The 21,748-nt window shown below is 69.9% G+C and carries 20 protein-coding genes; 14 read left to right on the forward strand and 6 right to left on the reverse strand.

The genetic code is table 11. The features are described from left to right. Nucleotides 1-20: 20 nt before the first annotated feature. On the reverse strand, nt 21-1,958 hold the full coding sequence (locus tag HNV26_RS04800) for a hypothetical protein (RefSeq protein ID WP_253816233.1): 1,938 nt from the start codon (nt 1,956-1,958) through the stop codon (nt 21-23). Between the two features lie 140 nt (nt 1,959-2,098). On the opposite strand from HNV26_RS04800, the gene HNV26_RS04805 reads away from it, so the two are divergent. The 5 genes from HNV26_RS04805 to HNV26_RS04825 all read left to right on the forward strand — a co-directional run bounded on the left by HNV26_RS04805 (nt 2,099) and on the right by HNV26_RS04825 (nt 7,366). Then, nucleotides 2,099-2,269, forward strand: a complete 171-nt coding sequence (locus HNV26_RS04805; RefSeq protein ID WP_143043095.1) for a Xan family putative trans-acting RiPP leader peptide — start codon at nt 2,099-2,101, stop codon at nt 2,267-2,269. A 5-nt stretch (nt 2,270-2,274) separates the two neighbouring features. Continuing rightward, nucleotides 2,275-3,273 (forward strand): Rieske 2Fe-2S domain-containing protein, encoded by a 999-nt coding sequence (locus HNV26_RS39205; protein ID WP_171440233.1) that lies wholly within the window; start codon nt 2,275-2,277, stop codon nt 3,271-3,273. Nucleotides 3,274-3,287: 14 nt separating this feature from the next. Further along, nucleotides 3,288-4,262, forward strand: a complete 975-nt coding sequence (locus HNV26_RS04815) for a c-type cytochrome (RefSeq protein WP_171440234.1) — start codon at nt 3,288-3,290, stop codon at nt 4,260-4,262. 105 nt (nt 4,263-4,367) lie between these two features. Next, a complete protein-coding gene (locus HNV26_RS04820; protein WP_253816234.1) occupies nt 4,368-6,251 on the forward strand; it encodes a hypothetical protein in 1,884 nt (627 codons plus the stop codon). A 17-nt stretch (nt 6,252-6,268) separates the two neighbouring features. Beyond that, nucleotides 6,269-7,366 carry a hypothetical protein gene (locus tag HNV26_RS04825; protein WP_171440236.1) on the forward strand — a complete coding sequence of 366 codons (1,098 nt, stop codon included), beginning with the start codon at nt 6,269-6,271 and terminating at the stop codon, nt 7,364-7,366. 22 nt (nt 7,367-7,388) lie between these two features. On the opposite strand, the gene HNV26_RS04830 is transcribed toward HNV26_RS04825, so the two are convergent. Next, nucleotides 7,389-8,666 (reverse strand): TldD/PmbA family protein, encoded by a 1,278-nt coding sequence (locus HNV26_RS04830; RefSeq protein WP_216611808.1) that lies wholly within the window; start codon nt 8,664-8,666, stop codon nt 7,389-7,391. A 293-nt stretch (nt 8,667-8,959) separates the two neighbouring features. Between HNV26_RS04830 and HNV26_RS04835 the strand changes: the two genes are divergently transcribed. From HNV26_RS04835 to HNV26_RS04850, 4 genes are all read left to right on the forward strand, one after another. Further along, entirely contained in the window at nt 8,960-10,306 is a 1,347-nt protein-coding gene (locus tag HNV26_RS04835; RefSeq protein WP_366816754.1) for a metallopeptidase TldD-related protein, read from the forward strand. Between the two features lie 170 nt (nt 10,307-10,476). Further along, nucleotides 10,477-11,121, forward strand: coding sequence for a hypothetical protein (locus tag HNV26_RS04840; RefSeq protein ID WP_171440238.1), 645 nt, complete (start codon nt 10,477-10,479; stop codon nt 11,119-11,121). 351 nt (nt 11,122-11,472) lie between these two features. Further along, complete coding sequence (locus tag HNV26_RS04845; protein WP_011551728.1) at nt 11,473-11,679, forward strand: cold-shock protein; 207 nt, start codon at nt 11,473-11,475, stop codon at nt 11,677-11,679. A 75-nt stretch (nt 11,680-11,754) separates the two neighbouring features. Beyond that, nucleotides 11,755-11,937, forward strand: coding sequence for a hypothetical protein (locus HNV26_RS04850; protein WP_011551729.1), 183 nt, complete (start codon nt 11,755-11,757; stop codon nt 11,935-11,937). Between the two features lie 138 nt (nt 11,938-12,075). On the opposite strand, the gene HNV26_RS04855 is transcribed toward HNV26_RS04850, so the two are convergent. Next, the gene (locus tag HNV26_RS04855; RefSeq protein WP_171440263.1) at nt 12,076-12,720 is read right to left on the reverse strand and encodes a helix-turn-helix transcriptional regulator; all 645 of its coding nucleotides are present in this window, start codon (nt 12,718-12,720) and stop codon (nt 12,076-12,078) included. A gap of 138 nt (nt 12,721-12,858) precedes the next feature. On the opposite strand from HNV26_RS04855, the gene HNV26_RS04860 reads away from it, so the two are divergent. Next, on the forward strand, nt 12,859-15,273 hold the full coding sequence (locus tag HNV26_RS04860; RefSeq protein ID WP_171440239.1) for a DNA polymerase domain-containing protein: 2,415 nt from the start codon (nt 12,859-12,861) through the stop codon (nt 15,271-15,273). A gap of 15 nt (nt 15,274-15,288) precedes the next feature. Here HNV26_RS04860 and HNV26_RS04865 read toward each other — a convergent pair whose 3' ends face one another. Both HNV26_RS04865 and HNV26_RS04870 read right to left on the reverse strand, forming a co-directional pair. After that, nucleotides 15,289-16,182 (reverse strand): hypothetical protein, encoded by an 894-nt coding sequence (locus tag HNV26_RS04865; RefSeq protein WP_171440240.1) that lies wholly within the window; start codon nt 16,180-16,182, stop codon nt 15,289-15,291. Then, nucleotides 16,179-16,397, reverse strand: coding sequence for a hypothetical protein (locus HNV26_RS04870; RefSeq protein WP_002639318.1), 219 nt, complete (start codon nt 16,395-16,397; stop codon nt 16,179-16,181). Before HNV26_RS04870 ends, HNV26_RS04865 begins: the two co-directional genes overlap by 4 nt. Nucleotides 16,398-16,817: 420 nt before the next feature. On the opposite strand from HNV26_RS04870, the gene HNV26_RS04875 reads away from it, so the two are divergent. The 4 genes from HNV26_RS04875 to HNV26_RS04890 all read left to right on the forward strand — a co-directional run bounded on the left by HNV26_RS04875 (nt 16,818) and on the right by HNV26_RS04890 (nt 20,783). After that, nucleotides 16,818-18,254, forward strand: a complete 1,437-nt coding sequence (locus HNV26_RS04875) for a M16 family metallopeptidase (RefSeq protein ID WP_171440241.1) — start codon at nt 16,818-16,820, stop codon at nt 18,252-18,254. A 12-nt stretch (nt 18,255-18,266) separates the two neighbouring features. Beyond that, nucleotides 18,267-19,688, forward strand: coding sequence for a M16 family metallopeptidase (locus tag HNV26_RS04880; protein WP_171440242.1), 1,422 nt, complete (start codon nt 18,267-18,269; stop codon nt 19,686-19,688). Nucleotides 19,689-19,880: 192 nt separating this feature from the next. Beyond that, a complete protein-coding gene (locus HNV26_RS04885) occupies nt 19,881-20,159 on the forward strand; it encodes a hypothetical protein (RefSeq protein WP_253816235.1) in 279 nt (92 codons plus the stop codon). Between the two features lie 75 nt (nt 20,160-20,234). Next, nucleotides 20,235-20,783 carry an SMI1/KNR4 family protein gene (locus HNV26_RS04890; RefSeq protein ID WP_171440243.1) on the forward strand — a complete coding sequence of 183 codons (549 nt, stop codon included), beginning with the start codon at nt 20,235-20,237 and terminating at the stop codon, nt 20,781-20,783. 135 nt (nt 20,784-20,918) lie between these two features. On the opposite strand, the gene HNV26_RS04895 is transcribed toward HNV26_RS04890, so the two are convergent. Next, nucleotides 20,919-21,413, reverse strand: a complete 495-nt coding sequence (locus HNV26_RS04895) for a hypothetical protein (protein ID WP_171440244.1) — start codon at nt 21,411-21,413, stop codon at nt 20,919-20,921. Nucleotides 21,414-21,748: the final 335 nt, after the last annotated feature.

Here is a 21,748-nt window from a genome sequence, read left to right on the forward strand (position 1 = left end):
ATTCCGGAAGGCCCGGTGGGCTAGATGCGAACGTAGAGGCTCACGCCCGCGCGGAAGACGCCCAGCCCCGAACCGGAAACGGTGGGGTCCGCGGGGATGCTCTCGAAGCGGAACTCGCTGCCACGTTCGCCGTAGGGCACCTCGACGAAGGTCTGGACGAAGATGTCCCGGATGTCGAAGGGCGAGGAGTTGAAGGCCAGCCGTGACAGGTACGACGCATCCTGCACGTTGGCGATGGTGGTGAAGATGAGCGACAGCTGGGACACGCCGCGCCGGCCGATGTTGACCTGCCCCAGTGCGTAGTAGCGGCCATGGAAGAGCGGCCGGAAGTCCCCCTGCGAACTCAGCCAGGGCAGGAAGGCGCGGTCGTCGTAGCCCAGCGGGTTGTGGAAGCCCTCCACCCGGATGACGGCGCGGTAGAGCTCGGCGAAGTTGAACGTGGCCGATACGCCCGCGCTGACCAGCAGCTTGCGCCCCTCCAGCGTGCGCTCCACGAAGCTGTCGCCATCGCGGGCCCAGAGCCGCGTGTTGCCGTCGCCCACCCAGGCCACCTCGGCGTTGAAGTCCAGCAGGCCCAGGGCCATCGTCGCGTCCAGGCCGTACCGGGGCCGGCGCGACTGGTCGAACACCGCCGTCGCGGCGATTTCGCCCGTGCCCACCGCCATCTCCGCGCGCACGCCACCGCCGTAGCGCACCCGCCGGAGGTCCTCACTGACGTCCTCCACGTTGGCCGTGCCCAGGAGCGACAGGTTGGCGGCCATGGCCTCCCACGGCACCGTGAGGCGGACCATGTCGACGCCCGTGCGCAGGTCGAAGATGTTGAGTGGATCCGGGTTGGGCGCCTGCAGGAAGTCGGTCGGGTTCCAGATTTGCGAGCTGCCCCAGCGAATCTCCTGGCGCCCGGCGGTGACGAACAGCCGCTGGGCGACGTCGAACTTCAGCCACATCTGGCCCAGCACGGCGGCGGGTCCGTTCGCCTCCGTGGACAGCGGGTCATACGCCAGCCGACCCATCATGAAGCCGCGCACGTGCTTCGACGGCGTCGCGTCCAGGTAGATGTCCGCGAGCGCGGGCAGGACGGGCTGGTACGACGTCTTCCCCTGGGAGCGCAGCCCCGTCAGCTCCGCGCGCTGGAAGTAGATGCCGCCCACCGCGAGCACGTCCTGCTGACGCTCCTGCGCCGTCTCATGCCAGGGGTCCGCGGCCTCGCCTTCCGGGCCCTGCCAGCCCTCCACGATGGCGCCCGATGGAGGCGCGGGAGCGGGAGCGTCCAGCAGGTCCTCGAAACCGTCGGGCGCACCGGCCCCGCTCGGGTCCACGGCGGCGGTGGCGAGCCCGGAGGCGGAGTCCGTGTCGGGCGGCAGCGTCCCCGTGGCGGGCGCCGCCCTCGGGACATCGAGCGCCGCCGCCGCAGCCGGCATGGTGGCGCCTTCACTCCCGGCCGAAGCCATGGAGCCCCGTGCCGGGGTCGGGCTCGCGGAGGCCAGGGGCTCGGTGTAGCGCATCGACTTCACGCGCCGCTGCTTGTCGAGGAGCACGCTCAGCCCGCGCGCGCGGTAGTGCCACCAGCGCTGGCGCGCGGGCGCGGCTTCCTCCTCGTGACAATCCGGACCACCCTCCGAGGACTTCGCCGCGCCACACGCGGGGCCGTACAGCGCGACGAGCCCGGCCTGCGTCGGCGGCTTCGTGGGCACCACCTCGACGCGGCGCAGCACGCCCTGCCGGGCGTCGAAGTGGAAGCGCGTGCTCCGGGTGCCTCCCGGCGCGGCCTTGCGCTGGTACGTCAGCACCACCGCGCCGTCCTCGTGGACCTGCCGGGTGGGCGGGCCAAAGGAGAGCAGGACCTGCTGGAGCGTCGTCGTGCCCGGCTCCGTGCCGTTCCAGGGCTCGGCGGATGCGGCAAGACTCCAGAACAGGATGGCCGCGGCCAGGGCGCGAACGGGCAAGGGGGGCATCATCGCAGGGGCCCCCTGAGCGTATACGAGTCTCAACCAGCGATACATGTGTCGAAAAATTCTTAAGAAAGGGGACTCCGGATTGACAGGCCCCCCAGACAGCCGGACACAATCGCGCCCCCACCCCCGACTCAGGAGGCCTCATGGCTTCGGAAGAGACCCTGTCCGCAGCGCCCGCCCACTCCGAGCCCGCCACTTCCGAGGCGGCGCACAACGAGGTCTCCACCGCGCCCGAGAAGCTGGATGAGATCGAGGAGATCGACTTCCTGCTCGAGGAGATCGAGAGCAAGATTGCTCCGCTCGCGCTGGCTTAAGGGTCGTGCGTTCCTACGTTGACGCCTTCTCTCCGTACTGGCACCCGGTCGCCTTCTCCAGCGAGCTGACGGCCGTTCCGCTCCCCGTGCAGTTGCTGGGGACGGAGCTGGTGCTGTGGCGGACGGGCTCGGGCGTGGCCGCGACGCACCGGCGATGTGCACACCGGGGCGCCGACCTCAGCCTGGGCGTCGTCACCCCAGAGGGGTTGCGCTGCGGCTTCCATGGCTGGACCTACGGCACGGACGGACGTTGTGTGCGGGTGCCGTCACAGCCCGCCGCGCCCATTCCCGCCCGGGCACGCGTCTCCTCCTTCCAGGCCACGGAGCGGTATGGCCTCGTCTGGGTCTGCCTGTCCCCGGAGCCCGCCGCGCCGCTGCCGGAGTGGCCGGAGCTGGAGGACGGCGCCCTGGCCACCGTGCCCCTGCCGGTGCTGGAGTGGGACGTCGCCGCGGGCCGGATGATTGAGGTCGTCCTGGACGTGGCGCACCTGTCCTTCGTGCACGAAGGCACCTTCGGCAACCCGGAGCAGCCGGAGGTGCCTCCCTATGAAGTGGAGCGGCGCGCCACCGGCGTCGGCGCGCGCATCGTCTATCCGGCGTTGGCTCCGGCGACGGATGGCATGCCGCCCAGGGTGGATCGCACCACGCTCACCTACGACGTGACGCTGCCCTTCGCCGCGAAGCTGGTCTTCAAGCCCACGCTCTTCTACGTCCACACCGTCTACGCCATCGCCTCTCCGCTCTCTGAGGAGAAGATGCGGTGCTTCTACTTCGCCTCGTACCACCCCCGGCTGCGCAACCACTTCCCGGACATGTTCGTGAAGAGTGAGCTGGCCATCCTGGAGCAGGACCGGCGCACGCTGGAGGGCGTGCGTCCCCGGGCCCAGCCCCTGGACTTCGCCAGCGAGGTCCACACGCCCGCAGACCGCCTGCCCATCGAATACCGCCGGCGCGTCATCGCCCTGCGGCTGGGCAAGCCCGTGGACGGACCCGCCCCGGAATGAGGACCCACACCCCCATGCGCTCCCATCTCCTGTTCCTGCTGCTGGCGTTGAGCGCCTGCCAGCGCAACGAATCGCCGCCGCCACCCGCGAAGGCTCCGGCCGCCTCCGCGCCGGCACCTCGTGCTGCCGCCGTCCCGCCCGTCACCGCGTCCGCGGACGCGGCGAAGCTGGAGCGGGGCCGGTACCTCGTGGAGAACGTGCTCGCCTGTGGCTCCTGCCACACGCCGCGCGACTGGGCTCGGTATGGAGGCCCCGCCTCCGGGCCCGCGCTCTCCGGCGCCTGCTGGGACGACCCGGCCTGGGAGCTGCCCGGTCGCGTCTGCGCGCCCAACATCACCTCCGATCCCGAGCACGGCATCGGCCGCTGGACGGATGAGGAGCTGATGCGCGCGCTGCGCGACGGCACCGGGCGCGATGGGAAGACGCTCTTCCCACTCATGCCGTTCCTCCTCTACCGCGAGCTGTCGGACGCGGACGCCCATGCCGTGATTGCCTGGCTGCGTCAGGCCCCGGCCACCCCGCGCGCTTCGGCCCGCTCGGTCATCCCGGACGAGGTGTACGCGCAGTACAAGGACATGGCGGCGCCCATGAAGACAGCCGTGCCGGAGCCCGCCGCGGATGACGTCTCTCGCGGTCGCTACCTGGCCACCATGGCGCAGTGCGCCGCGTGTCACGCGGGCATGGACGAGGCGGGCACGCCCTTCGTGGGAGGACGTCCGCTGCCCACGCCGCACGGCCCGGAAGTCGTCTCCAATCTCACGCCGCATGCACGTGGACTGGGCGCCGTGGACGAAGCGGCCTTCGTCGCCCGCTTCACCGCCTTCAAGGACCTGGCACCCGCGCCCGCGCGGGCGGGCCAGGTGAACAAGCTCACCATGCCCTGGGGTTTCTTCGCCGGACTGGCGGAGGCGGACCTCAAGGCCCTCTACCGTTACCTGCGCACGGTGCCCGCCGTGGCCCCCGCCGCGCCGTCCGCGTCTGGCAAATGACCCATTCTGGCGCCACCTGGGAGCGTCCGGTAGACTCCCAGCGCGTCCCCTGAAAGCCCATCGTTGCGCGCCCTTCCCCCAGGGTCGCGCGTGACGCGTGCCCCCATGAAATCTCTTTTCAAGCGACTGCTCCTGTCCGTGCTGGTGTGCTCCGCCGGCTGCGACGTCTTCAACATCGGCGACGCCGAAGGGACCCGTGGCCGCGGCGCGAGGGCGTTCGACCCGTATTCGAGCTCGGCCTCCGGCGCCATCTCCCTGTCCCTGCTGTACTTCAATGGCTGCGCCATCCTGCCCAGCGGTGAGCCGGTGTCGGCCGGCTCGCTGGACCTGCCGGACTATCCGGCCACCTGCGAGGCCATGAACAGGATGGGCCAGCAGGTGCCGCCCTCCGCGCGGTTCGAGGTGACGCCGGGCGTCAGCTACTTCATCCGCGAGTTCACCGCGGTGGACGCCGTCACCGACGTCCACACCGACTTCAAGAACCAGCACGCCCCGTCCTTCTGGATGCGCAAGGAGTCGCGCTTCAAGGACCTGGACTGGTCGGGCGTGACGGTGGGCCGGGACGAGTGGACGAACGACTTCGACTCCACCTTCCAGCGCGAGACCTACTACGAGAACGCCGCGTGGATGCGCTCGCTGGACGACACCTTCCTCATCGAGGTGCTCGACGCGGACGGCGCCGTGCGCACCTCCATGACCTACAGCCGCCGTGACTTCATGGGTGAGAGCGCCACCACGGGCCGCACGCGCGCCAGCTGGCTGGTGGCGGACCTGGCGCGGCCTCGCTTCCCGGGAGACCCGGAGGTGAGCCTGCTGCCGGACGGCACCGAGCCCACCTACAAGACGATGGTGAAGGCGTCCTTCTCCGGCGCCACCAACCCGTTCAAGACGCTGACCATGCCGCAGCTCTCCGGCGAGGGACTCATCCGCGTCACCTGGAGCCTGCTGCCCCTCAAGCCCTTCCTCTTCCCCATCGTCTTCACCCCCGAGGCGGAGCGTCCGGCCACCTGCTACCGGCTGGATGAGAGCGGGCTGGCCACCGACGAACAGGTGCCTTGTGGCTTCGGCCTGACGCAGGCGGTGCGCGTCAACCGCCCGGCCAACGGCAGCTACTTCATGCCCGGTGACTCGGTGGACTTCATGGTGTCGCTGCGCGACGGGGACGGCAACGGCCTGCATCCGCGCAACCGGATGCCCAGCTACAACGAGTACATGGGCGAGTCCTCCAACGGCCTCGCGTACTTCAACGAGGAGATGCTGCTGACCTACCGCGAGGCCAGCTCCTCGGAGTCCGGCTTCAAGGTGGTGGGCCCGCTGCAGGACCTGCAGGTGTCGCGCGGCTCCTACACGCTGCCGTACTTCTCCTTCCCGCTCTTCAGCGAGCCGCACTTCTACCTGCCGCCCGGCTCCCACCAACTCGCGGGCGGCGGTGATGCCCAGCCGCCCACGCACTACACGGTGACGCTGCCGCCGAACGCGAAGGCGGGCACCTACGCCATCATCCTCAAGGGGCACCGCACCTTCATGGGCGAGCGCCTCAACCGGCTGGACCCCTTCTTCTTCCAGGTGGGCCAGGCCCAGCCCACCACGTACCCGGGCCGCGTCGGCAACTGCCAGGTGTGCCACAACGGGGTGAACTCGCTCTCCAACGTGCACCACGGCATGTCCGTGGACCACGTGGAGGCGTGCAAGACGTGCCACATCGAGGAGGGCTACGGCTACCTGCCGGACGTCATCCACCGCATCCACAACAGCTCGCGCAAGTACAACCAGAACAAGGGTGACTGCACCATGTGTCACCTGACGCGGGAGAGCACGCTGTGGCCCAGCCTGATGAACTGCAATGGCTGCCACGTGGCGTCGCACGGCACGGAGTACTTCGACCTTCGCTTCGAGCCCATGCAGAACACGCCCAACGGTTACGGCAACTGCGCCGAATCGTGCCACGTCGCCACGCCGCCGGCCGAGCACATCCTCCCGCCCCGCTGAGCCCTCAGAGGAACGCCATGAAGGTTCGCTCTCTCATTGCCTCGACCCTGTCCGCCGCCGTGCTGAGCGCGTGCGCTGATAGCAGCGCACCGCCTCCGCCCAAGCTGGACGCCGAGGCGCCCTACACCGACCTGCCCGCCCGGCGGGTACCCGTCTCCGGCGTCGTCTTCGATCCGGAGGCGATGTTCTATACCTTCGTCATGTGGCCGCCCGACCCGGAGGACCCGGATGCCGGACCGCCGCTGCCGGCGCTGCTGTATGGCATGCCCACGGTGATGCGCGCGTCCGTGTGGGGCGCGCAGGTCAGCATGGTGGGGCCCACCGGCGAGGTGGTCGACACCAGCGGCCCCGCGATGCCGCCCTGGGGCAACTTCCAGACGGAGGGCATTCCCTCCGACCCGACGGTGCCGTACCTCATGCGCGCCGAGCCCGCGCCCGGGCTCTCCGTGGGGGCCGCCGACATGTTCCCGGAGGAGGAGGGCCACGCGCCCATCCCCGCGGGGCCGTACTACGCCACCACCAGCCTGCGGCCCATCGCGGCCACCGGGACGCAGTGCCTCATCCAGTCGCCGGCCATCGTGGGCGAGGCAGGCGCGCTCGGCGCGCTGGCGCAGGTGATTTCCGAGGAGACGGGGACGTCCGTCTCCCCGGCCAGCCTGGCGGATGCCTCGTCGGGCCGCTCGGTGGCGCTGCTGTGGGTCTACTCGCCCAGCCCGGTGCTGGACGCGTTCCTGTTCCCCAGCGGTGACATCGCGGCGGAGACGACGGCGGGCACGCTGTACGCCATTGACTGGGCGCCGCCGGGCTCGTTCCCGGGCCAGACGGAGATGGGCTACTTCGCCATCCCCGCCGGCATGAGCAGCCTGGGCTACTACGCCCTGGTGGTGCAACCGGGCGCCCCGAGCGCGCTGACGGTGAGCTTCGTGGACACCCTGGAGGACGAGGAGGAGGGCCGGCCCTGGGAGGTGCCTCCCTTCTTCGTCGAGGGCCTGCCGCCGGGCGTGTCCTTCACGCGCCTGTTCGCCATGGAGGCCTCGCCGCCCGAGGAGGAGAACCCCTACGAGGAGCCCGCGCCGCCGCCGGACTTCGGCTTCCTCTGCTACCCGGAGGGGTGACGCACCCTGGCGCCCACGGCGCTCACCGCGAGGGCTCCACCGCGAGCCCGCGGAAGCGCACCGTGGGCTGCCCGAAGGACACCGGAAGCGGGCCGTGGTCCAGCTTCCGGCAGCCGCGCGTGGCGAAGAGGTTCTTCGTGTCAGCGCCCACCGCGTCGATGGCGGCCAGCGCCTCCAGCCCGTTGCCCCGGAGGATGCCGGGGCCCACGCGGCGCCCAGGCCGTCCGTTTCGAATCTCCCGCGCCTCCACGATGTAGAAGCTGAAGTCGCCCGACAGCAGGTCCATCTGCCGGGGCGTGAGGTGCTGCACCAGCAGCCCGTGCGGAATGTCCGCCATCAGCGCCTCCAGGTGCCCCTGGTGCGCGTCCACGCGCGTGTGGGCCATGCGAGGCAGGGGCGGGTGCCGGTAGCTGACGCGCCGCCCGTGTCCGTTGGGCACGCGGCCCAGCGCGGCGGCGCTGCGAGCATCCAGCAGGGGCGCGTCCACCCGGCCCTCGCGGATGAGTGTCACCGGGCGCGCGGCGTGGCCTTCATCGTCCCAGGCGAAGCCGAGCGCGCCGTGGCCATCCGTCGGGTCGTCCGAGACGCTGAGGTGCGCACCAGCCACCTGCTGCCCCAGCCTCCGCGCCAGGTATGAGCCGCCGCGCGCGACGACGTCTCCCTCCAGGGGATGTCCGCACACCTCGTGGAAGAAGCAGCCGGAGGCGGCGCCCGGTGGAAAGACGATGGGCAGCACGTCGCGGGGGCAGGGCACCATGGGCGTCGTGTCCCGCAGCTCCCGCGCCATGCCCTCCACGAGCGCCTCCAACGAGGGCAGCGCGGTGCGTGCCCCGGTGACGTCCGGCCAGGCGGCGCAGCGCCACAGCTCCGCCATGCCCGCGCCGGTGTCGTGGAAGGCCTTCACTTCGAGCAGGGCATGGCGCTGGTGGTCTTCTCTCTGGTGCGCGTCGCTGGTGGACAGCGTGCGCCGCTCCACTTCGCGCAGCAGCACGTCCAGGTGCTGGGCGCCCGCCGCCCGCGCTGTCGCCTCCAGTTGGCGGACGAGCGACACCCTGGCCTCCGCGTCGCTCGCGAGCTGGGGCTCGGCGTCGAACAGGGGGCGGGCCTGGTGTGCCAGCGCCTCCGGCATGAGGCCGTGCTTCCATCGGGGGCTGGCCACCTGGGCCCATTGCCAGGTCATCTTGTCCGGGGTGGCCTGTCCCATGGACCAGCCCTGGTCGAGCACGGGGGGGATGACGCGGAGCCCGGAACGCTGGAGGAGGACCTCGGTGACTTCGCGCCGCTCCACGAACCAATCCAAGCGAGTGTCCTCCGGCCGGGCACCACGCGGGCTGGCCGTGGCGTCGGTGACGCCCACCGTGAAACGGCGGGCACAGGTTCAGGAGCATACGCCAGACGGCGGGGCGGACCCATGCACGCGCCTGGATTGCGTGCACGCACGGACGGACGGTTGAACCACCGATGCGGACTCCGCGCGACGACGCGGAGCGCCCCCACGCGAGGATGGAGACCGGTATCCTCGCGAGCAGTCCCAGCGTGTGTCGGCGGAGGCAGTGGATGCGGGGCGGTTCCGGTTCCGAGGAGGACAGCGGGGTGGCGGCATTTGCGGGCCTTCAGCCTCGCGAATGGCTGACGTCCGCTGGCGAAGCGCTGGAGTCCTTCACGCGGCACCACGCACCCTCGCAGGCCGAGCTGTTCCTCGCCGCGGAGCGCAGGCTGTCGTTCGAATACGACGCGGGGACGGGGCGCTCCATCGTCAACCAGGGGGCGGCCCTGGATGCCATGGCGCGCGTGAGCTGGGACGCGCGGCAGGGGATGCAGACCGCGCCGGTGGGTGAGGCAGGCGCGCTGCCGCTGCTCCTGGAGCGCACCGCGAGGCAGGCCACTTCAGGACGTGCGAGTCCGCTGCCAGCGCTGCCACCTCAGAGCGGTTCCCCGAGTGTCTCGAGCCCTCCTCCGCTCCAGCCGGAGCGCGCGGCGCGCCGGATGAGACACTTCATCGAGACCGCCGTGCCTCCTGGCAGCGTCGTGCAGGCCGCGCTGCTCACCCAGGTGTCCACGTGGCGCGCGCTGGTGCGCGCGAGTGGCGCGCGCCGTGCTCGAACGGAATGGCGCGAGGAACTGTTCGTGCGCTGTGAGACGCCACGAGGCGCCGTGGTGGACGCGGTGGCGTTTCCCGAAACAGCGGAGGACGACACGGTCATCGCTCCGCTGCGCCATCGACTCGCGGAGGCGGTGGAAGCCCTCACGGGCCCCGCGGAGTCGCTGGACCGCGACCTCCCCCTGGTGCTGCGGCCGGCGGTGGCCGCGCCGCTCGCGGCGGGGCTCATCTGGTTGCTGCGGGGCGACGTGGCCGCGGCCACACCCGCGCTGGCCCGGGCCGTGGGGCGCAAGTTGTTCCCCTCGGTCCTGAGCGTGGTGGACGACCCGAACCACCCCACGGGCACGCGGCGCGTATCCATGGATGACGAAGGACTCTCCACGGACACGCTGTCGCTGGTCGACGCGGGCGTGCTGCGAGGCTTCCTTCACGCCTCCGACACCGCATCGCGGCTCGGCGCGCCGCTCAACGGGCGCGGCTTCCGCACCACCATGTCACCACCCACGCCCGAAGCCGTGAATCCCTTCCTCGTGCCTGGGGGGCTTGCCGTGCTCCCCGCGCACTACACGGAACTCGTCGCGCGCGTGGAGACCTTCACCACCATGCCGCGCCCCGGAACCGTTACGTTGGTGGCGGGCGGCTGGGAGGTGCGCGACGGCCGTCGCGTGCGCCGCATTGCTCCGGTGGAACTGGAACTCCCCGTGCTGGAGACCTTCCGCGCGCTGCGCGGTGTGGGGACGGACCTGACCTTCTTCCCCACCGCCGAGGGCTGTGGCACGCCGACGCTCGTCTTTCCGCCCCTGCTGGCGGGTGCCCAGGGAGGGCAGGCGGCCAGGTGAAGTCCACGTCCCCGGGGAGGCGGCGCGGGGCCAGCCAGGCGGCGCCAGCCCGCCTGCCCTGCGAGCAGGACGCGCGCGGTCTCCGAATCCGGTGCATGCTGCGCGCACGACGCTGGGCCGCCGGTACGAGGCCCCCGGGCCCAGGGAGGCGGCGTCACGGGAGGACACGGATGTCGGGTCAGTCGCTGGCGGCGAAGATGCTGGAAGGGGCGCGGGAGTGGGCGAAGCGATTGCCGAATGCGCTCGCCAACGACATGGCGGTGGACGTGAGCCGCAAGCGGGTGCGCCTGTCGCATGCGCGCGTGGAGACCGTGGTGCGCCAGCTGCTGGCCCGGCTGAAGAACTTCGAGTTGCGGGAGTGGTCCGCGCGGGAGAACGTCTATGACGTCCGCTTCTCCGTGCACGGCTGGAAGCTGCGCGTGGAGACGGCGCTGGAGCGCGTGGAGCTGGCCTCCGGGCGCTACCGGCTGTGGTTGAAGACGCCGGGCGTGGTGGAACTGGAGGAGTCCCGCACGGCTTCGTCGCTGATGATGGGCGTACTTCGCGCGGGGGCGGGCCGGGCCGCGATGCGGGTGTTGGCGGAGCGGCTGCTGCCCCCCGGCATTCGTTGGGACGGTCAGGTGTTACAAGTGGAAGGGCCGTTGCCCGAAGAGGGCGTACTGCCCGCCCGGCTGTTCGACTCGGCCTCCCTGGCCATGACCGCCGAGCACCAATCCGAGGGCTTGTGGCTGGCCGCCGAGGCCTGGCCCGGGCTCATGGACCTGCTCCAGGTGGTGTTTGGCACGGAACTTCCGCGCACGCCCCCCGGCGCCTAGCGGGCCAGGCCAGGAAATCAGCGCCTGGCTGCTCCTCGTTCCGGGAGGGCGGGGGGCCAGTGGTGTCCAGGAATGTGCCCTCCAGGGCGCTCCCCAGGGGCCGCGGGCGCCCCCACATTGAAGGAACGTCCGGCGATGAAGGGGCGTCAGACGATTTTCGGGGCGTGGTGCCACGAGTCAAGGGGCTGGAATTCTTCGGTTCTACGCCACGTTTCCTTCACGCGGCGAACAGCCGGTGGAGATTCGGGGCCTTCCACATTCGACATTGGCCCCTCGACAGGCTAGAGGCTGCCTGTCCCGCTCTATGGGACGGGCCGCGATCTCGCGCCGCACGCAGAAAGAAGAAGAAACATGGCAACTGGCACCGTGAAATGGTTCAACGACGCGAAGGGCTTTGGCTTCATCGCCCAGGACGACGGTGGGGCCGACGTGTTCTGCCACCACACCGCCATCCAGACGGATGGCTTCCGTACCCTGGCCGAAGGCCAGAAGGTGGAGTTCGAGACCCGGAAGGGCCCCAAGGGCCTCCAGGCCGAGAACGTCCGCGTCGTTGGCTGAGAGCTCAGGCTCAGCACCATCAGCCCGGTCTCCTCACTGCGAGGCCGGGCTTTTGTTTTCAGCGAGGGAGGCTCAATGCAAGGCAGATCCACGAAGCGCCAGAAAGAGCAGGCGCGCAAGCAGCACCAGCAGGAGAAGAACGCGAAGCGCGAGGAGCGCAAGAAGGTCAAGTCGGAGCGCGGGCCGCGTCAGCCGGGTGAGGTCGACCCCGATATCGCGGACATCATCCCCGGTCCCCAGCCGCCGCTGGAGATTTGAGCCCAGTATCGTGCCGCCTGGGCTTGCCACGTCGTCAGTGGTGCCCAGGGCAACCTTCCGGGATGGCGCCCCCGCCCCCGGGAGGACGCAGTTTCCACTTCCCCTCACGTCAACGCAGCCAGCGCTCCTGGGCCGCCTTCACGGTCCGGCGGCGCGCAGCACCTCGGCGCGGGTGATGTGGTCCAGGCGGAAGTGGCGGCGCTCCCCGGTGGTGAGGTCCTCCCCGTCGACGCGTGTCTCATGCCGGTTCATGATGACGGACATCACCCGCACGTCGCGGACCGTCTCCAGGAAGTTGCTGTCGACGTAGGTGATGCGCAACGGCTGCTGCTCGAACCACGCCCGCTCCAATGCTTCCCGGACGGGCTTCTTGCTCGGCAGTGACGGCACGCCGATGAACGCCAACTCCCTCAGCCGGGTGAGCAGCTCGCGCTGGGCGGAGGTGGAGAGCGCCGCGCGCACCTTGTCCAGCGCCGACTCCAGCGTGCCCACGAAGGGCATCAGCCGCATGTCGATGGCGAAGCGCCCCAGCGCGACGATGAGCGCCGCCTCGCGCGCGGTGAAGTTCACCGGCGGCAGGCTGTAGCTGCGATCCAACGCGTAGCCACCGCCACGGCCGCGCTCGGCGGACACCGGCATCGACGAGGCACGCAGCGAATCCAGGTCCCGGTAGATGGTCCGCACCGTGACGCCGAACCGCTCGGCGAGCACTTCCGCGGTGACACCGGTACGGCGGCCCCGGAGATATTCGGCGAGGGCGAAGAGACGCTCGGTGCGCTGCATGGAGAGGAAACCTGACATACCACTGTCACTCTCCTCCCTCAAGCTGACGTGATGTCCCTGGAGCAACGTGCCTTGCATCCCACGCCGCGAGCGGCTTGCATCGCGCGCGTTCGCGGCACTTCCGCCCGGAGGGACTCCATGGAGGACGAGTGGCTCTGGGGCTGGGACCCCACGCCGGGCATCGTCTCCGTGTGGGCGGAGCCCGACGGCCGCGCCTTCGTCTGGCGCCGCGTCCCGAAGACGGGGGAGCTGCTCCGCGAGGACGTGCGCTTCCGCCCATGGCTGCTGCTCGCGTCCCTGGAGGACCTTGCGCACCTGGGGCCTCGGCTGCGTCCAGAGTCGGATGGCCCCGCGCGCTACCGGGTGACGTGGCAGGAGCTCGAAGGGCCCGGGGCGTTGCGCTACCTGGTCCGCGGCGAGGACGGCCGCGCGCTCACCAGCGCGGTGCTGGAAGGCGCGTCACGCCGCCTGGGCCAGCCGGTGAGTCACCTGAAGGCGCTGGGCGCGAACGCGGTGCTCGCGCTGCCTCCGGAGGAGCAGTACCTCACGATGTCGGGCCGCACGTATTTCCGCGACCTCGCCTTCGATTCGCTGCGCCGCATGCAGTTCGATCTGGAGACCACCGGGTTGGACCCGGCGCACCACCGCGTCTTCCTGGTGGCGCTGCGAGGCCCGGACGGCGCGACGGAGACACTCGAGGCCCAGGGGGATGACGACTCGGCGGAGGCGGACCTGCTCTACCACCTGGCGGAGCGCGTGCGCGCCTGGGACCCCGACGTCATCGAGAACCACAACCTGCACGGCTTCGACCTGCCGTTCCTCGCGCGGCGAGCCAGGCACCTGGGGGTGTCATTGGCGCTGGGGCGCGCGGGGGCACCGGGCTTGCGGCACCGCCCGTCCGCCAGGGGGGCCGCGCTGGGGCGGCCCGTGCCCGGCGCGCCTCCGGATGCGATGCGCCGCGCGCGCTACACGGTGCCCGGCCGTGAGTTCATCGACACGCTGGACGCGGTGCTGCGGCATGACTTCTCCACGAGGGATTTGCCGGGCCATGGCCTCAAGGCCGTCGCGAAGCACCTGGGCCTGGCGGGGCCCGAGCGCGAGCACATCCCCGGTGCCCGCGTGTACGACGTCTTCCGGACGGACCCGGCGCGCGTGCGGCGCTATGCGCGTGATGACGTGACGGAGGCGGGCGGCCTCGCGAGGATGCTGGGGGGCGCGGCCTTCGCGCTCGCGCGCATGGCGCCCCGCCGCTACGAGCGGCTGGCGGACGCGGGGCCGGCCACCGGCGTGTTGGACCCGCTGCTCGTCCGGGCCTATCTCCGGGAGGGCGCGGCGCTGCCCGCGCACCAGGAGGGGGATGGCACGTCGCACAGCGGCGCGGCGCTCCACCTGTTCGCCACGGGCGTGGCCCGGCGCATCGTGAAGGCGGACGTCGCCAGCCTTTATCCCTCCCTGATGCGCCAGTACCGGATTGGCCCCAAGCGGGACAGGCTGGGCGTGTTGCTGGCGTTGGTGGACCGCCTGGTGGACCAGCGGCTGGCGGCGAAGGGAAGGGCGCGCGCCGCGGCGCCTGGCTCGCAGGAGCGCTTCACGAACGAGGCGCTGTCGGCGGCGATGAAAATCGTCGTCAACTCCGCCTATGGCTATCTGGGCGCGGTGGGGCTCACGCGCTTCTCGGACGTGCACGCGGCCAACGAGGTGACGCGCCAGGGCCGCGAGGTGCTGGGCCTCCTCTGCCGGGAGCTGGCTCGCCGGGGCGTCACGCTGCTGGAGGCGGACACGGACGGCGTGTACTTCGCCGTCCCGGAGGACTGGCGGGAGGCCGACGAGCGCCGGGTCGTCTCGGAGGTCGCCGCGCTGCTGCCGCCCCGCGTGCAACTGGAGTTCGACGGGCGCTACGCCGCCATGTTGTCGCACGAGCCGAAGAACTACGCGCTCCAGCCGTATGACGGACCGCTGGTGCTCCGGGGCGTGGCCTTCCGCTCCAGCCGCGCGGAGCCCTTCGGCGAGGCCTTCCTGCGCCGCGCGCTGCGCTGCCTCCTGGAGGGAGACATCCCGGGCGTGCGTGAGGTGTACGTCGCGACGGTGATGGCCCTGCGCCGCCGGGAGCTGCCCACGCCGGAGGTCTGCGCGCACGTCCGCCTGACGAAGTCGGGCGCCCAGTACCTCGCCCTCCGGCCCCGCCGGCGCGAGCTCCCCTACGAGGCCATGCTGGCCAGCGGCCGGAAGGAATGGCCCTTGGGTGAGCAGGTCCGCGTCTACCGCGCCGTGGGAGGCCGGGCGGGCCTGCTCCCCATTCCGGAGGCGGATGACCCGGGCACGGCGCGGCCCCTGTCGCGCGAGGAGGACCCGCGCGACTACGACGTGGAGTACTACGTGCGGCTCCTGCGCGAGACGTTCTCCGCGCGGCTGGTGCGCGCGCTGACGCCGGAGGACTTCCGGGCGGTGTTCGACGACCCTGGCCAGCCCTCCCTCTTCGCGCCCTCGCTGGAGGACGCGAAGCCCATCCTCACGGTGCTGGCGGAGCCGCCGGCCACGCCGGAGGGGGCGTAGCCGCGGGCGGACGGCTCAGGACACCCCGGCGTGCGTCTGGGCGGGGGACCCGGCCGCGGGGGACTGCTGCGGCGCCAGGGCGGTGCGCTGCAGCCAGCCCGCGAGTCCCAGGAGCACCAGGCCCGACGTGCGCAGCGTACGGAGCAGCTCCGCGTTCTGCGCCGCGTCTCCGGGCAGCAGGGCCCCCAGCCACGCGCGGGCGTCGTAGAAGAGCCACATGGCGCCGGAGACGCCCATGGCCCACCACACCCAGGCCAGCCGTCCGCCGCGCAGCATGTACGCGACGCCCAGGATGGGGGCCACCAGCAGGATGGTCGTCATGTCGGCCAGCGTCGACGCCAGGCTGATGACGGCGGACATGGTGCTGATGGCGTCCGTGCCCAGGTGGCGGACCTCGGTGGCCAGCACGGGCAGACCCACGGCCAGCGCGGCCACGGCCGTGCCCACCCACAGCGCGTTGGAGCGGAAGCTGGACGGCGGCTGGAGCCCGGACTGCCGGTACGTCATCGCCAGCAGGATGAGCGCGTACGTCGTACTGACGTTCGCGAGCACGACGACGAGCATGCGGACGGGCAGCAGCGGTGACTGGGTGAAGGGCACGTCTGGCACCGCGTGGAGCCAGTAGCTGCGCAGCGCGGTGCTGACCAGCGACAGGAGCGCGCCCGCTGCCAGGCCGCCCCACACCTTGCGCAGGTAGTCACCCTGCGCGAACGAACGGGCCGCCGCCAGCGTCCCGAGCACGGCCAGCACGCCGCTGCCCCAACCGGCGATGTCATGCACGAGCGAGAGCGAGCGCGGCGCGTCCAGCGCGGAGGCCGCCGCGAAGGCGTGCGCCAGTTGGAGCACGAGCACCGCGCCGAACCAGGGCACGATGCTTCCGGCCGCGCGGCCCGTCGACTGAGTACTCATCGCAGCTTCTCCAAGGAGGCGGAAATCTCCGCCAGGATGACCTTCGCGTGCAGGGCGCCGATGAAGGTGTTCAGCATGGGCTTGAGGCCTTCGAGCAGCTGCGGGAGGTCTTCTCGCTTGAGCTGCTCGGGGGGCCGCTTGAGGGTCCGCAGGGCGGCGGTCTGGATGGCCATCTTCGCGGTGAACCCGCCGAGGAGCGGTTCCAGGTGTCGCACGAGCGTGTCGTGCCAGCCGGCGGGGGAGGTCTGGGAGGTCGAAGGGAGAATCGCGCCACCTCCTGGTGGAAACCTGGAGCGTAGGCAGATTCCAGCCCGCACACGAGGGGCACACCCTGTCTGTCCATGCGGAATCCCTCTCGTTATGCAGGTTTTTCTTTGAGAACATGGACTTGAGCCGGGCCCGGCGGCCGGGCGCTGCCAATCCAGCCTCCCCGACACGTGTGCCCGCATCCGCCGCGGAGCTTTGGAGCGGGGGCGGATACCGCGCCGCGCCATACCTCTTGACGTAGGAAAACAGGTTCTTCCAGGGAGTGCGTTCGGGTTGCCGGGACCCTGAATCTTTGGCAATCGGATGGCGCACAGCGCCGTAGTGGCTCCGTCATTCGACGAGATGCCAGGTCATCCAGGGGAGGTCCGATGAGGAGAGTATTCGGAGCGGTAGCACTGGCCGCGTTCACCGGCTGCGCGACCACGCAGGAAGCCCAGAAGCCGGAGACTCCGCCCGCCGTCGAAACGGCGAAGGTGGAAGCGCCCGCCGAACAGCCGAAGCTTCAGGTCCCCGTGGACTACTACAAGCTCGACAACGGCTTGAAGGTGGTCCTGTCGCGCGACAGCTCGGCGCCCAAGGCCGTCGTCGCCGTCTATTACAACATCGGTTTCCGCATCGAGCCGAAGGACCGCACCGGGTTCGCGCACCTGTTCGAGCACATGATGTTCCAGGGCTCGACGAACCTCGGAAAGATGGAGTTCATCCGCCTCATCCAGAAGAACGGCGGCGTGCTCAACGGCTCCACCCGCTTCGACTTCACCAACTACTTTGAAGTCATCCCCTCCAACGCGCTGGAGCCCATCCTCTGGGCCGAGGCCGACCGCATGCGCGGGCTCGACGTGACGGAGGAGAACCTGAAGAACCAGCAGGGCGTGGTGACGAACGAGGTGAAGGTCAACGTCCTCAACCAGCCTTATGGCGGCTTCCCGTGGCTGGACATGCCGCAGGTGGCGAACACCAACTGGTACAACGCCCACAACTTCTACGGCGACTTGAAGGACCTGGAGGCCGCCTCGCTGGAGGACGTGCGCGCCTTCTTCAAGACGTACTACGCGCCCAGCAACGCGGCGCTGGTCATCGTCGGTGACTTCGAGCCGGACCAGGTGAAGGGCTGGATTCAAAAGTACTTCGGGCCGCTGCCCACCGTGGCGCAGCCGTCGAAGCCGGACATCTCCGAGCCTCGCCAGACGAAGGAGAAGCGCCACGACAAGCAGGACAAGCTGGCGCAGCGTCCGGCGCTCGCGGTGGGCTACCACATGCCCGACGTGGGGACGCCCGAGTACTTCGCCATGGCCCTGGTCGACGAGGTCCTCCTGCGCGGCAACGACAGCGCGCTCTACCAGCAGCTCGTGCAGAAGAAGGGCCTGACGGGCGAGGTCTCCGGCGGGGTGAACCAGCTGGGCAACCACTGGAACTACAACGGCCCCATGCAGTGGACCGCGTACCTGTTCCATGACGCGGACACGACGACGGAGACCATCCTCGCGGAGTTCGACGGCGTGGTGGCGCAGCTGCAGAACCAGCCCATCGACGCGGCGACGCTGGAGCGGGCGCGGGTGAAGGCGCGCTCGCGGCTGTATGGCCAACTGGAGGGCTTGTTCGGCTTCGGCCGCGCGGACCTGCTGGCGTCCTTCGCGCTCTTCTTCGACGACCCGGCGCGCATCAACCGGCTGGAGTCGGAGCTGATGAAGGTGACGCCGGAGCTCATCCAGAAGACGGCGAAGGAGTATCTGCGCCGTGAGAACCGCACCGTGCTGACGGTGACGCCCGCCGCGGCGACCGCCACCCAGACGAAGGCCCCCTGAGGACACGCACCCATGACCACGCACTCAATTCGCACCCGCCTTGTCGCGCCCGCGCTGATGGTGCTCGGGATGCTGTCCGCGCCTGCCTTCGCGGCCGCTCCCTCCCCGGCGCCCACCAAGGAAGCGCCTCCGGCCGCCGCCGCGCCCAAGCCCTTCAAGGTCCCCGTCCGCACGCAGTTCAAGCTCGACAACGGGCTGGAAGTCTCGCTGCTGCCCTATGGCGACATGCCGAAGGTCGCCATCAAGTTGGCCATCGACACCGGCAACATCCACGAGAAGGCCACGGAGACGTGGCTGGCGGACCTGACCGGCAAGCTGCTGTCGGAGGGCACCACGACCCGCTCCGCGGAGCAGATTGCCCAGGCGGCCGCGCAGCTCGGTGGTTCGCTCAACATCGGCACGACGATGGACCAGACCTATGTCGGTCTGGAGGTCCTCTCCGAGTCGGCGCCGGACGCCGTGGCCCTCATCGCGGACGTCATCCAGAACCCGGCCTTCCCGCCGGCGGAGGTCGAGCGCGTCAAGGGCGACCTCGTGCGGGAGATGGCCATCTACAAGAGCCGGCCGGGCACGCTCGCCGACGAGCGGCTGCTCCAGTCGCTCTACGGTGACCACCCGTATGGCCGCTACTTCCCGCCGGAGGCCCAGCTCAAGGGCTACACGCCGGAGGCCGTCCGCGCGCACTACGACGCCAACATCGGCGCGGCCCGGGCGCGGCTGTACGTCGTCGGCCGGTTCGAGCCGGCGCCGGTGGAGCAGGCCATCCGGGACGCGTTCACCGGCTGGAAGGCCGGCGCGGCGCGGCTCCAGAACGTGCCCAAGCAGAAGGTGGCGAAGGCGGTCCAGTTCATCGACCGCCCCGGCTCGGTGCAGTCCACGGTGCGAGTGGCGGTGAAGGGCCTGCCGCCCTCCAGCCCGGACTACGTCAAGCAGACGGTGATGAACACGCTGCTCGGTGGCTACTTCAGCTCGCGCATCACCGCGAACATCCGCGAGGCGAAGGGCTACACGTATTCGCCCTACAGCGAGGTGTCCACGCACCTGGAGGACGCCTACTGGGTGCAGAACGCGGACGTGACGACGGCCGTCACCGGCGAGTCGCTGAAGGAGATTCTCAAGGAGGTGGCCACCCTGCGCAAGACGCCGCCGCCCGCGGACGAGCTGAGCGCTGTCCAGAGCTACCTGGCGGGCTCCTTCCTGCTCCAGAACGCTTCGCGCAACGGCATCATCTACCAGCTCCGCTTCGTGGACCTGCACGGCCTGCCGGATTCGTACTCGCAGAACTACGTGCAGGCGGTGATGGCCGTCACGCCGGAGCAGGTGCAGCAGCTGGCCGCGAAGATGCTGACGCGTGAGGCGATGACCTTCATCGTCGTGGGCGACCAGAAGGTGGTGGCGCCGCAGCTGAAGGTCGTGTCCCCCGCGCTGAAGTAGGTCCCGGGAGGGCGGGGGCCATCGTGGGCCTCCGCCTTCCAGGTTTGAGCATTGAGCGTCCAGGTTCACCGTGCCTTGATGCGTGGCCATGTCCCTGCTCGATGACTTGCTCAAGAGCGCCTCGCTCCACACGCGCTGCTCTTCACGGGCGGCGCGCTCTCCGCGAAGAACCTGCTCTTCCACGGCGAGCTGGTGTCGCTGGGCCCCATCACCGTGCGGGAGGTGGCGTGGACCTACTACAACGACTATTCGACCCACGCGGATTCTCTGAAAGCGAGAATCGTCGTGGCGGATGACCGCTTCGATGCCGTGGATGACGTGCGGGCGGACCACCGCCTGGTCGGACACGGCAGCGTCATCGGTCCGGACCTGGCGAAGCTGCTGAGCGCGGACGTGGTGAGCCAGGACGGAAGCTGGTCCTACGAAGATGTCGCCAAGCGGCTTCTTCGCAAGCGGCCGCTGCTGCGTTGAGCGCCATGGACTGCGCACGGCAACGCGCTACCGTACGTGGACCAGGGCTCGTCCTGGTTCGTGGTTGGAGTTCGCATGGCGAAGACGTCGAGTGAGAGCGCGGTGGCGGAAGCGGTGGAGCGGCTCAAGTCCTTCGTGGAAGAGAAGGAGGACATGTCCGTGGAGTTCTCCGAGCCCGTGACCGCCGAGGAGGTGGCGAATCTGGAGAAGAAGTACAAGCTGCAGTTGCCTCCCAGCTACGTGCATTTCATCCGCACGCACGGCACCTTCAAGGTGCTGTACGGCGGGCAGGAGCTCATCGGCATGGAGGAGCCAGGCTTCCTGCGCGCGGCCGCGCCGGACCCGTCGGACGCGGTGGATGGCGACGACTCCGATGTGGCGGACGCCATCAAGGAGGCGCTGTTCTTCCAGCGCAAGGATGACGACGCGGTGGAGAACTTCTGGTGCTTCAATCCGCGTGACCGCACGCCGGAAGGCGAGCTGGGTGTCGTCGCCTACAATCACGACGAGACCTTCGGGCTCTCTCCGTTGCTGGGCACGGAGCACGCCCATCACTTCCGGGACTTCTCGACGCACATCGTCACCGTCATCGACGATTTCATCGAGACCTACGCGAACGAGTAATCCCGCGCCGGGGGACGCGCCTGTCAGCGTGGGATGACTGACAGGCTGACCGTCCACAAGCGCTGTGTCTTGACCGATGCACCGGCGAGCGCCCCCTCTGTGCTGGGGCGCCCTCGGACTCCGCGCAGCCGTGACTCAGAGGCAGTTGCCCAGACCTTCGTAGAGGGTGGTCTGCGTGTGCGGCAGCGTGGCGTAGAGCGGAGACGGACCCGCGAGCGCCGTCAGGAACTCCTGAATCGTGGTGCGCGGGGCGACAGGCGCCTGGCAGGCCCAGGTCCGCGCATCCACCGTCACCGCGCCCGTCGCCGGGTCGACGTCCTCGTTGCTGGCGGCGAAGACCCAGACGCACTGGCCCATCCGGCCCGTCAGGGCATTCACGGAGCAGCGGAAGCGCAGCGACTCGATGTTGCTGTATTCGCCCTCGCAGAACGTGTCGCCACAGATGTCATCGAAGTTCTGCTTCAGGGAGGCCCGGAGCTGGTACCACGCCTCGAAGTCCGCCTTCGACGTCAGGTAGGCGGAGACGTCCACATACGAGTTGGCGATGGTGTCCCCGGACGCCAGGGCAGACATCGGCGCAAGAAAAGACAGACTCAGGGCGGCAATGGAAAACGGGGAGGAGAGGGTCATGCGGCCTATTTAGTCCTTCCTCCACGTTTGCGAATCCATCTCCCATGGGCTGACACGGAGTTTTGACTGCACTCCGATAGGAATTCTCCAGTCCTGGCACCCCCGGCCGAAGCCCAGACCTTGTGGGCCAGGGCCTCGGCCGGGGGAGGGCCGCCTCAGTCCTTCTTCAGCTGGAGGAGCTCCCAGCCGCCGTCCGGATGGAGATTCATCGGGTTCGCGGTGCCGACGAGAGCGCCTTCTTGTCGCTCATCCACGTGCGAACGCCGTAATTCGTGTCGTTGCCCAATCCCGCGGTGACTCCGCCACCGCGCTCTTTCTGCCCCCATGTGCTGCCC

Source organism: Myxococcus xanthus (assembly GCF_013116825.1).
GTDB classification, from domain to species: Bacteria; Myxococcota; Myxococcia; order Myxococcales; family Myxococcaceae; genus Myxococcus; species Myxococcus xanthus_B.

Coding starts and splice junctions, on each gene's coding strand:
- HNV26_RS04800 (WP_253816233.1), bottom strand. CDS start 1,958: ATGATGCCCCCCTTGCCCGTTCGCGCCCTGGCCGCGGCCATCCTGTTC.
- HNV26_RS04805 (WP_143043095.1), top strand. CDS start 2,099: ATGGCTTCGGAAGAGACCCTGTCCGCAGCGCCCGCCCACTCCGAGCCC.
- HNV26_RS04815 (WP_171440234.1), top strand. CDS start 3,288: ATGCGCTCCCATCTCCTGTTCCTGCTGCTGGCGTTGAGCGCCTGCCAG.
- HNV26_RS04820 (WP_253816234.1), top strand. CDS start 4,368: ATGAAATCTCTTTTCAAGCGACTGCTCCTGTCCGTGCTGGTGTGCTCC.
- HNV26_RS04825 (WP_171440236.1), top strand. CDS start 6,269: ATGAAGGTTCGCTCTCTCATTGCCTCGACCCTGTCCGCCGCCGTGCTG.
- HNV26_RS04840 (WP_171440238.1), top strand. CDS start 10,477: ATGTCGGGTCAGTCGCTGGCGGCGAAGATGCTGGAAGGGGCGCGGGAG.
- HNV26_RS04845 (WP_011551728.1), top strand. CDS start 11,473: ATGGCAACTGGCACCGTGAAATGGTTCAACGACGCGAAGGGCTTTGGC.
- HNV26_RS04850 (WP_011551729.1), top strand. CDS start 11,755: ATGCAAGGCAGATCCACGAAGCGCCAGAAAGAGCAGGCGCGCAAGCAG.
- HNV26_RS04855 (WP_171440263.1), bottom strand. CDS start 12,720: ATGCAGCGCACCGAGCGTCTCTTCGCCCTCGCCGAATATCTCCGGGGC.
- HNV26_RS04860 (WP_171440239.1), top strand. CDS start 12,859: ATGGAGGACGAGTGGCTCTGGGGCTGGGACCCCACGCCGGGCATCGTC.
- HNV26_RS04865 (WP_171440240.1), bottom strand. CDS start 16,182: ATGAGTACTCAGTCGACGGGCCGCGCGGCCGGAAGCATCGTGCCCTGG.
- HNV26_RS04875 (WP_171440241.1), top strand. CDS start 16,818: ATGAGGAGAGTATTCGGAGCGGTAGCACTGGCCGCGTTCACCGGCTGC.
- HNV26_RS04880 (WP_171440242.1), top strand. CDS start 18,267: ATGACCACGCACTCAATTCGCACCCGCCTTGTCGCGCCCGCGCTGATG.
- HNV26_RS04890 (WP_171440243.1), top strand. CDS start 20,235: ATGGCGAAGACGTCGAGTGAGAGCGCGGTGGCGGAAGCGGTGGAGCGG.
- HNV26_RS04895 (WP_171440244.1), bottom strand. CDS start 21,413: ATGACCCTCTCCTCCCCGTTTTCCATTGCCGCCCTGAGTCTGTCTTTT.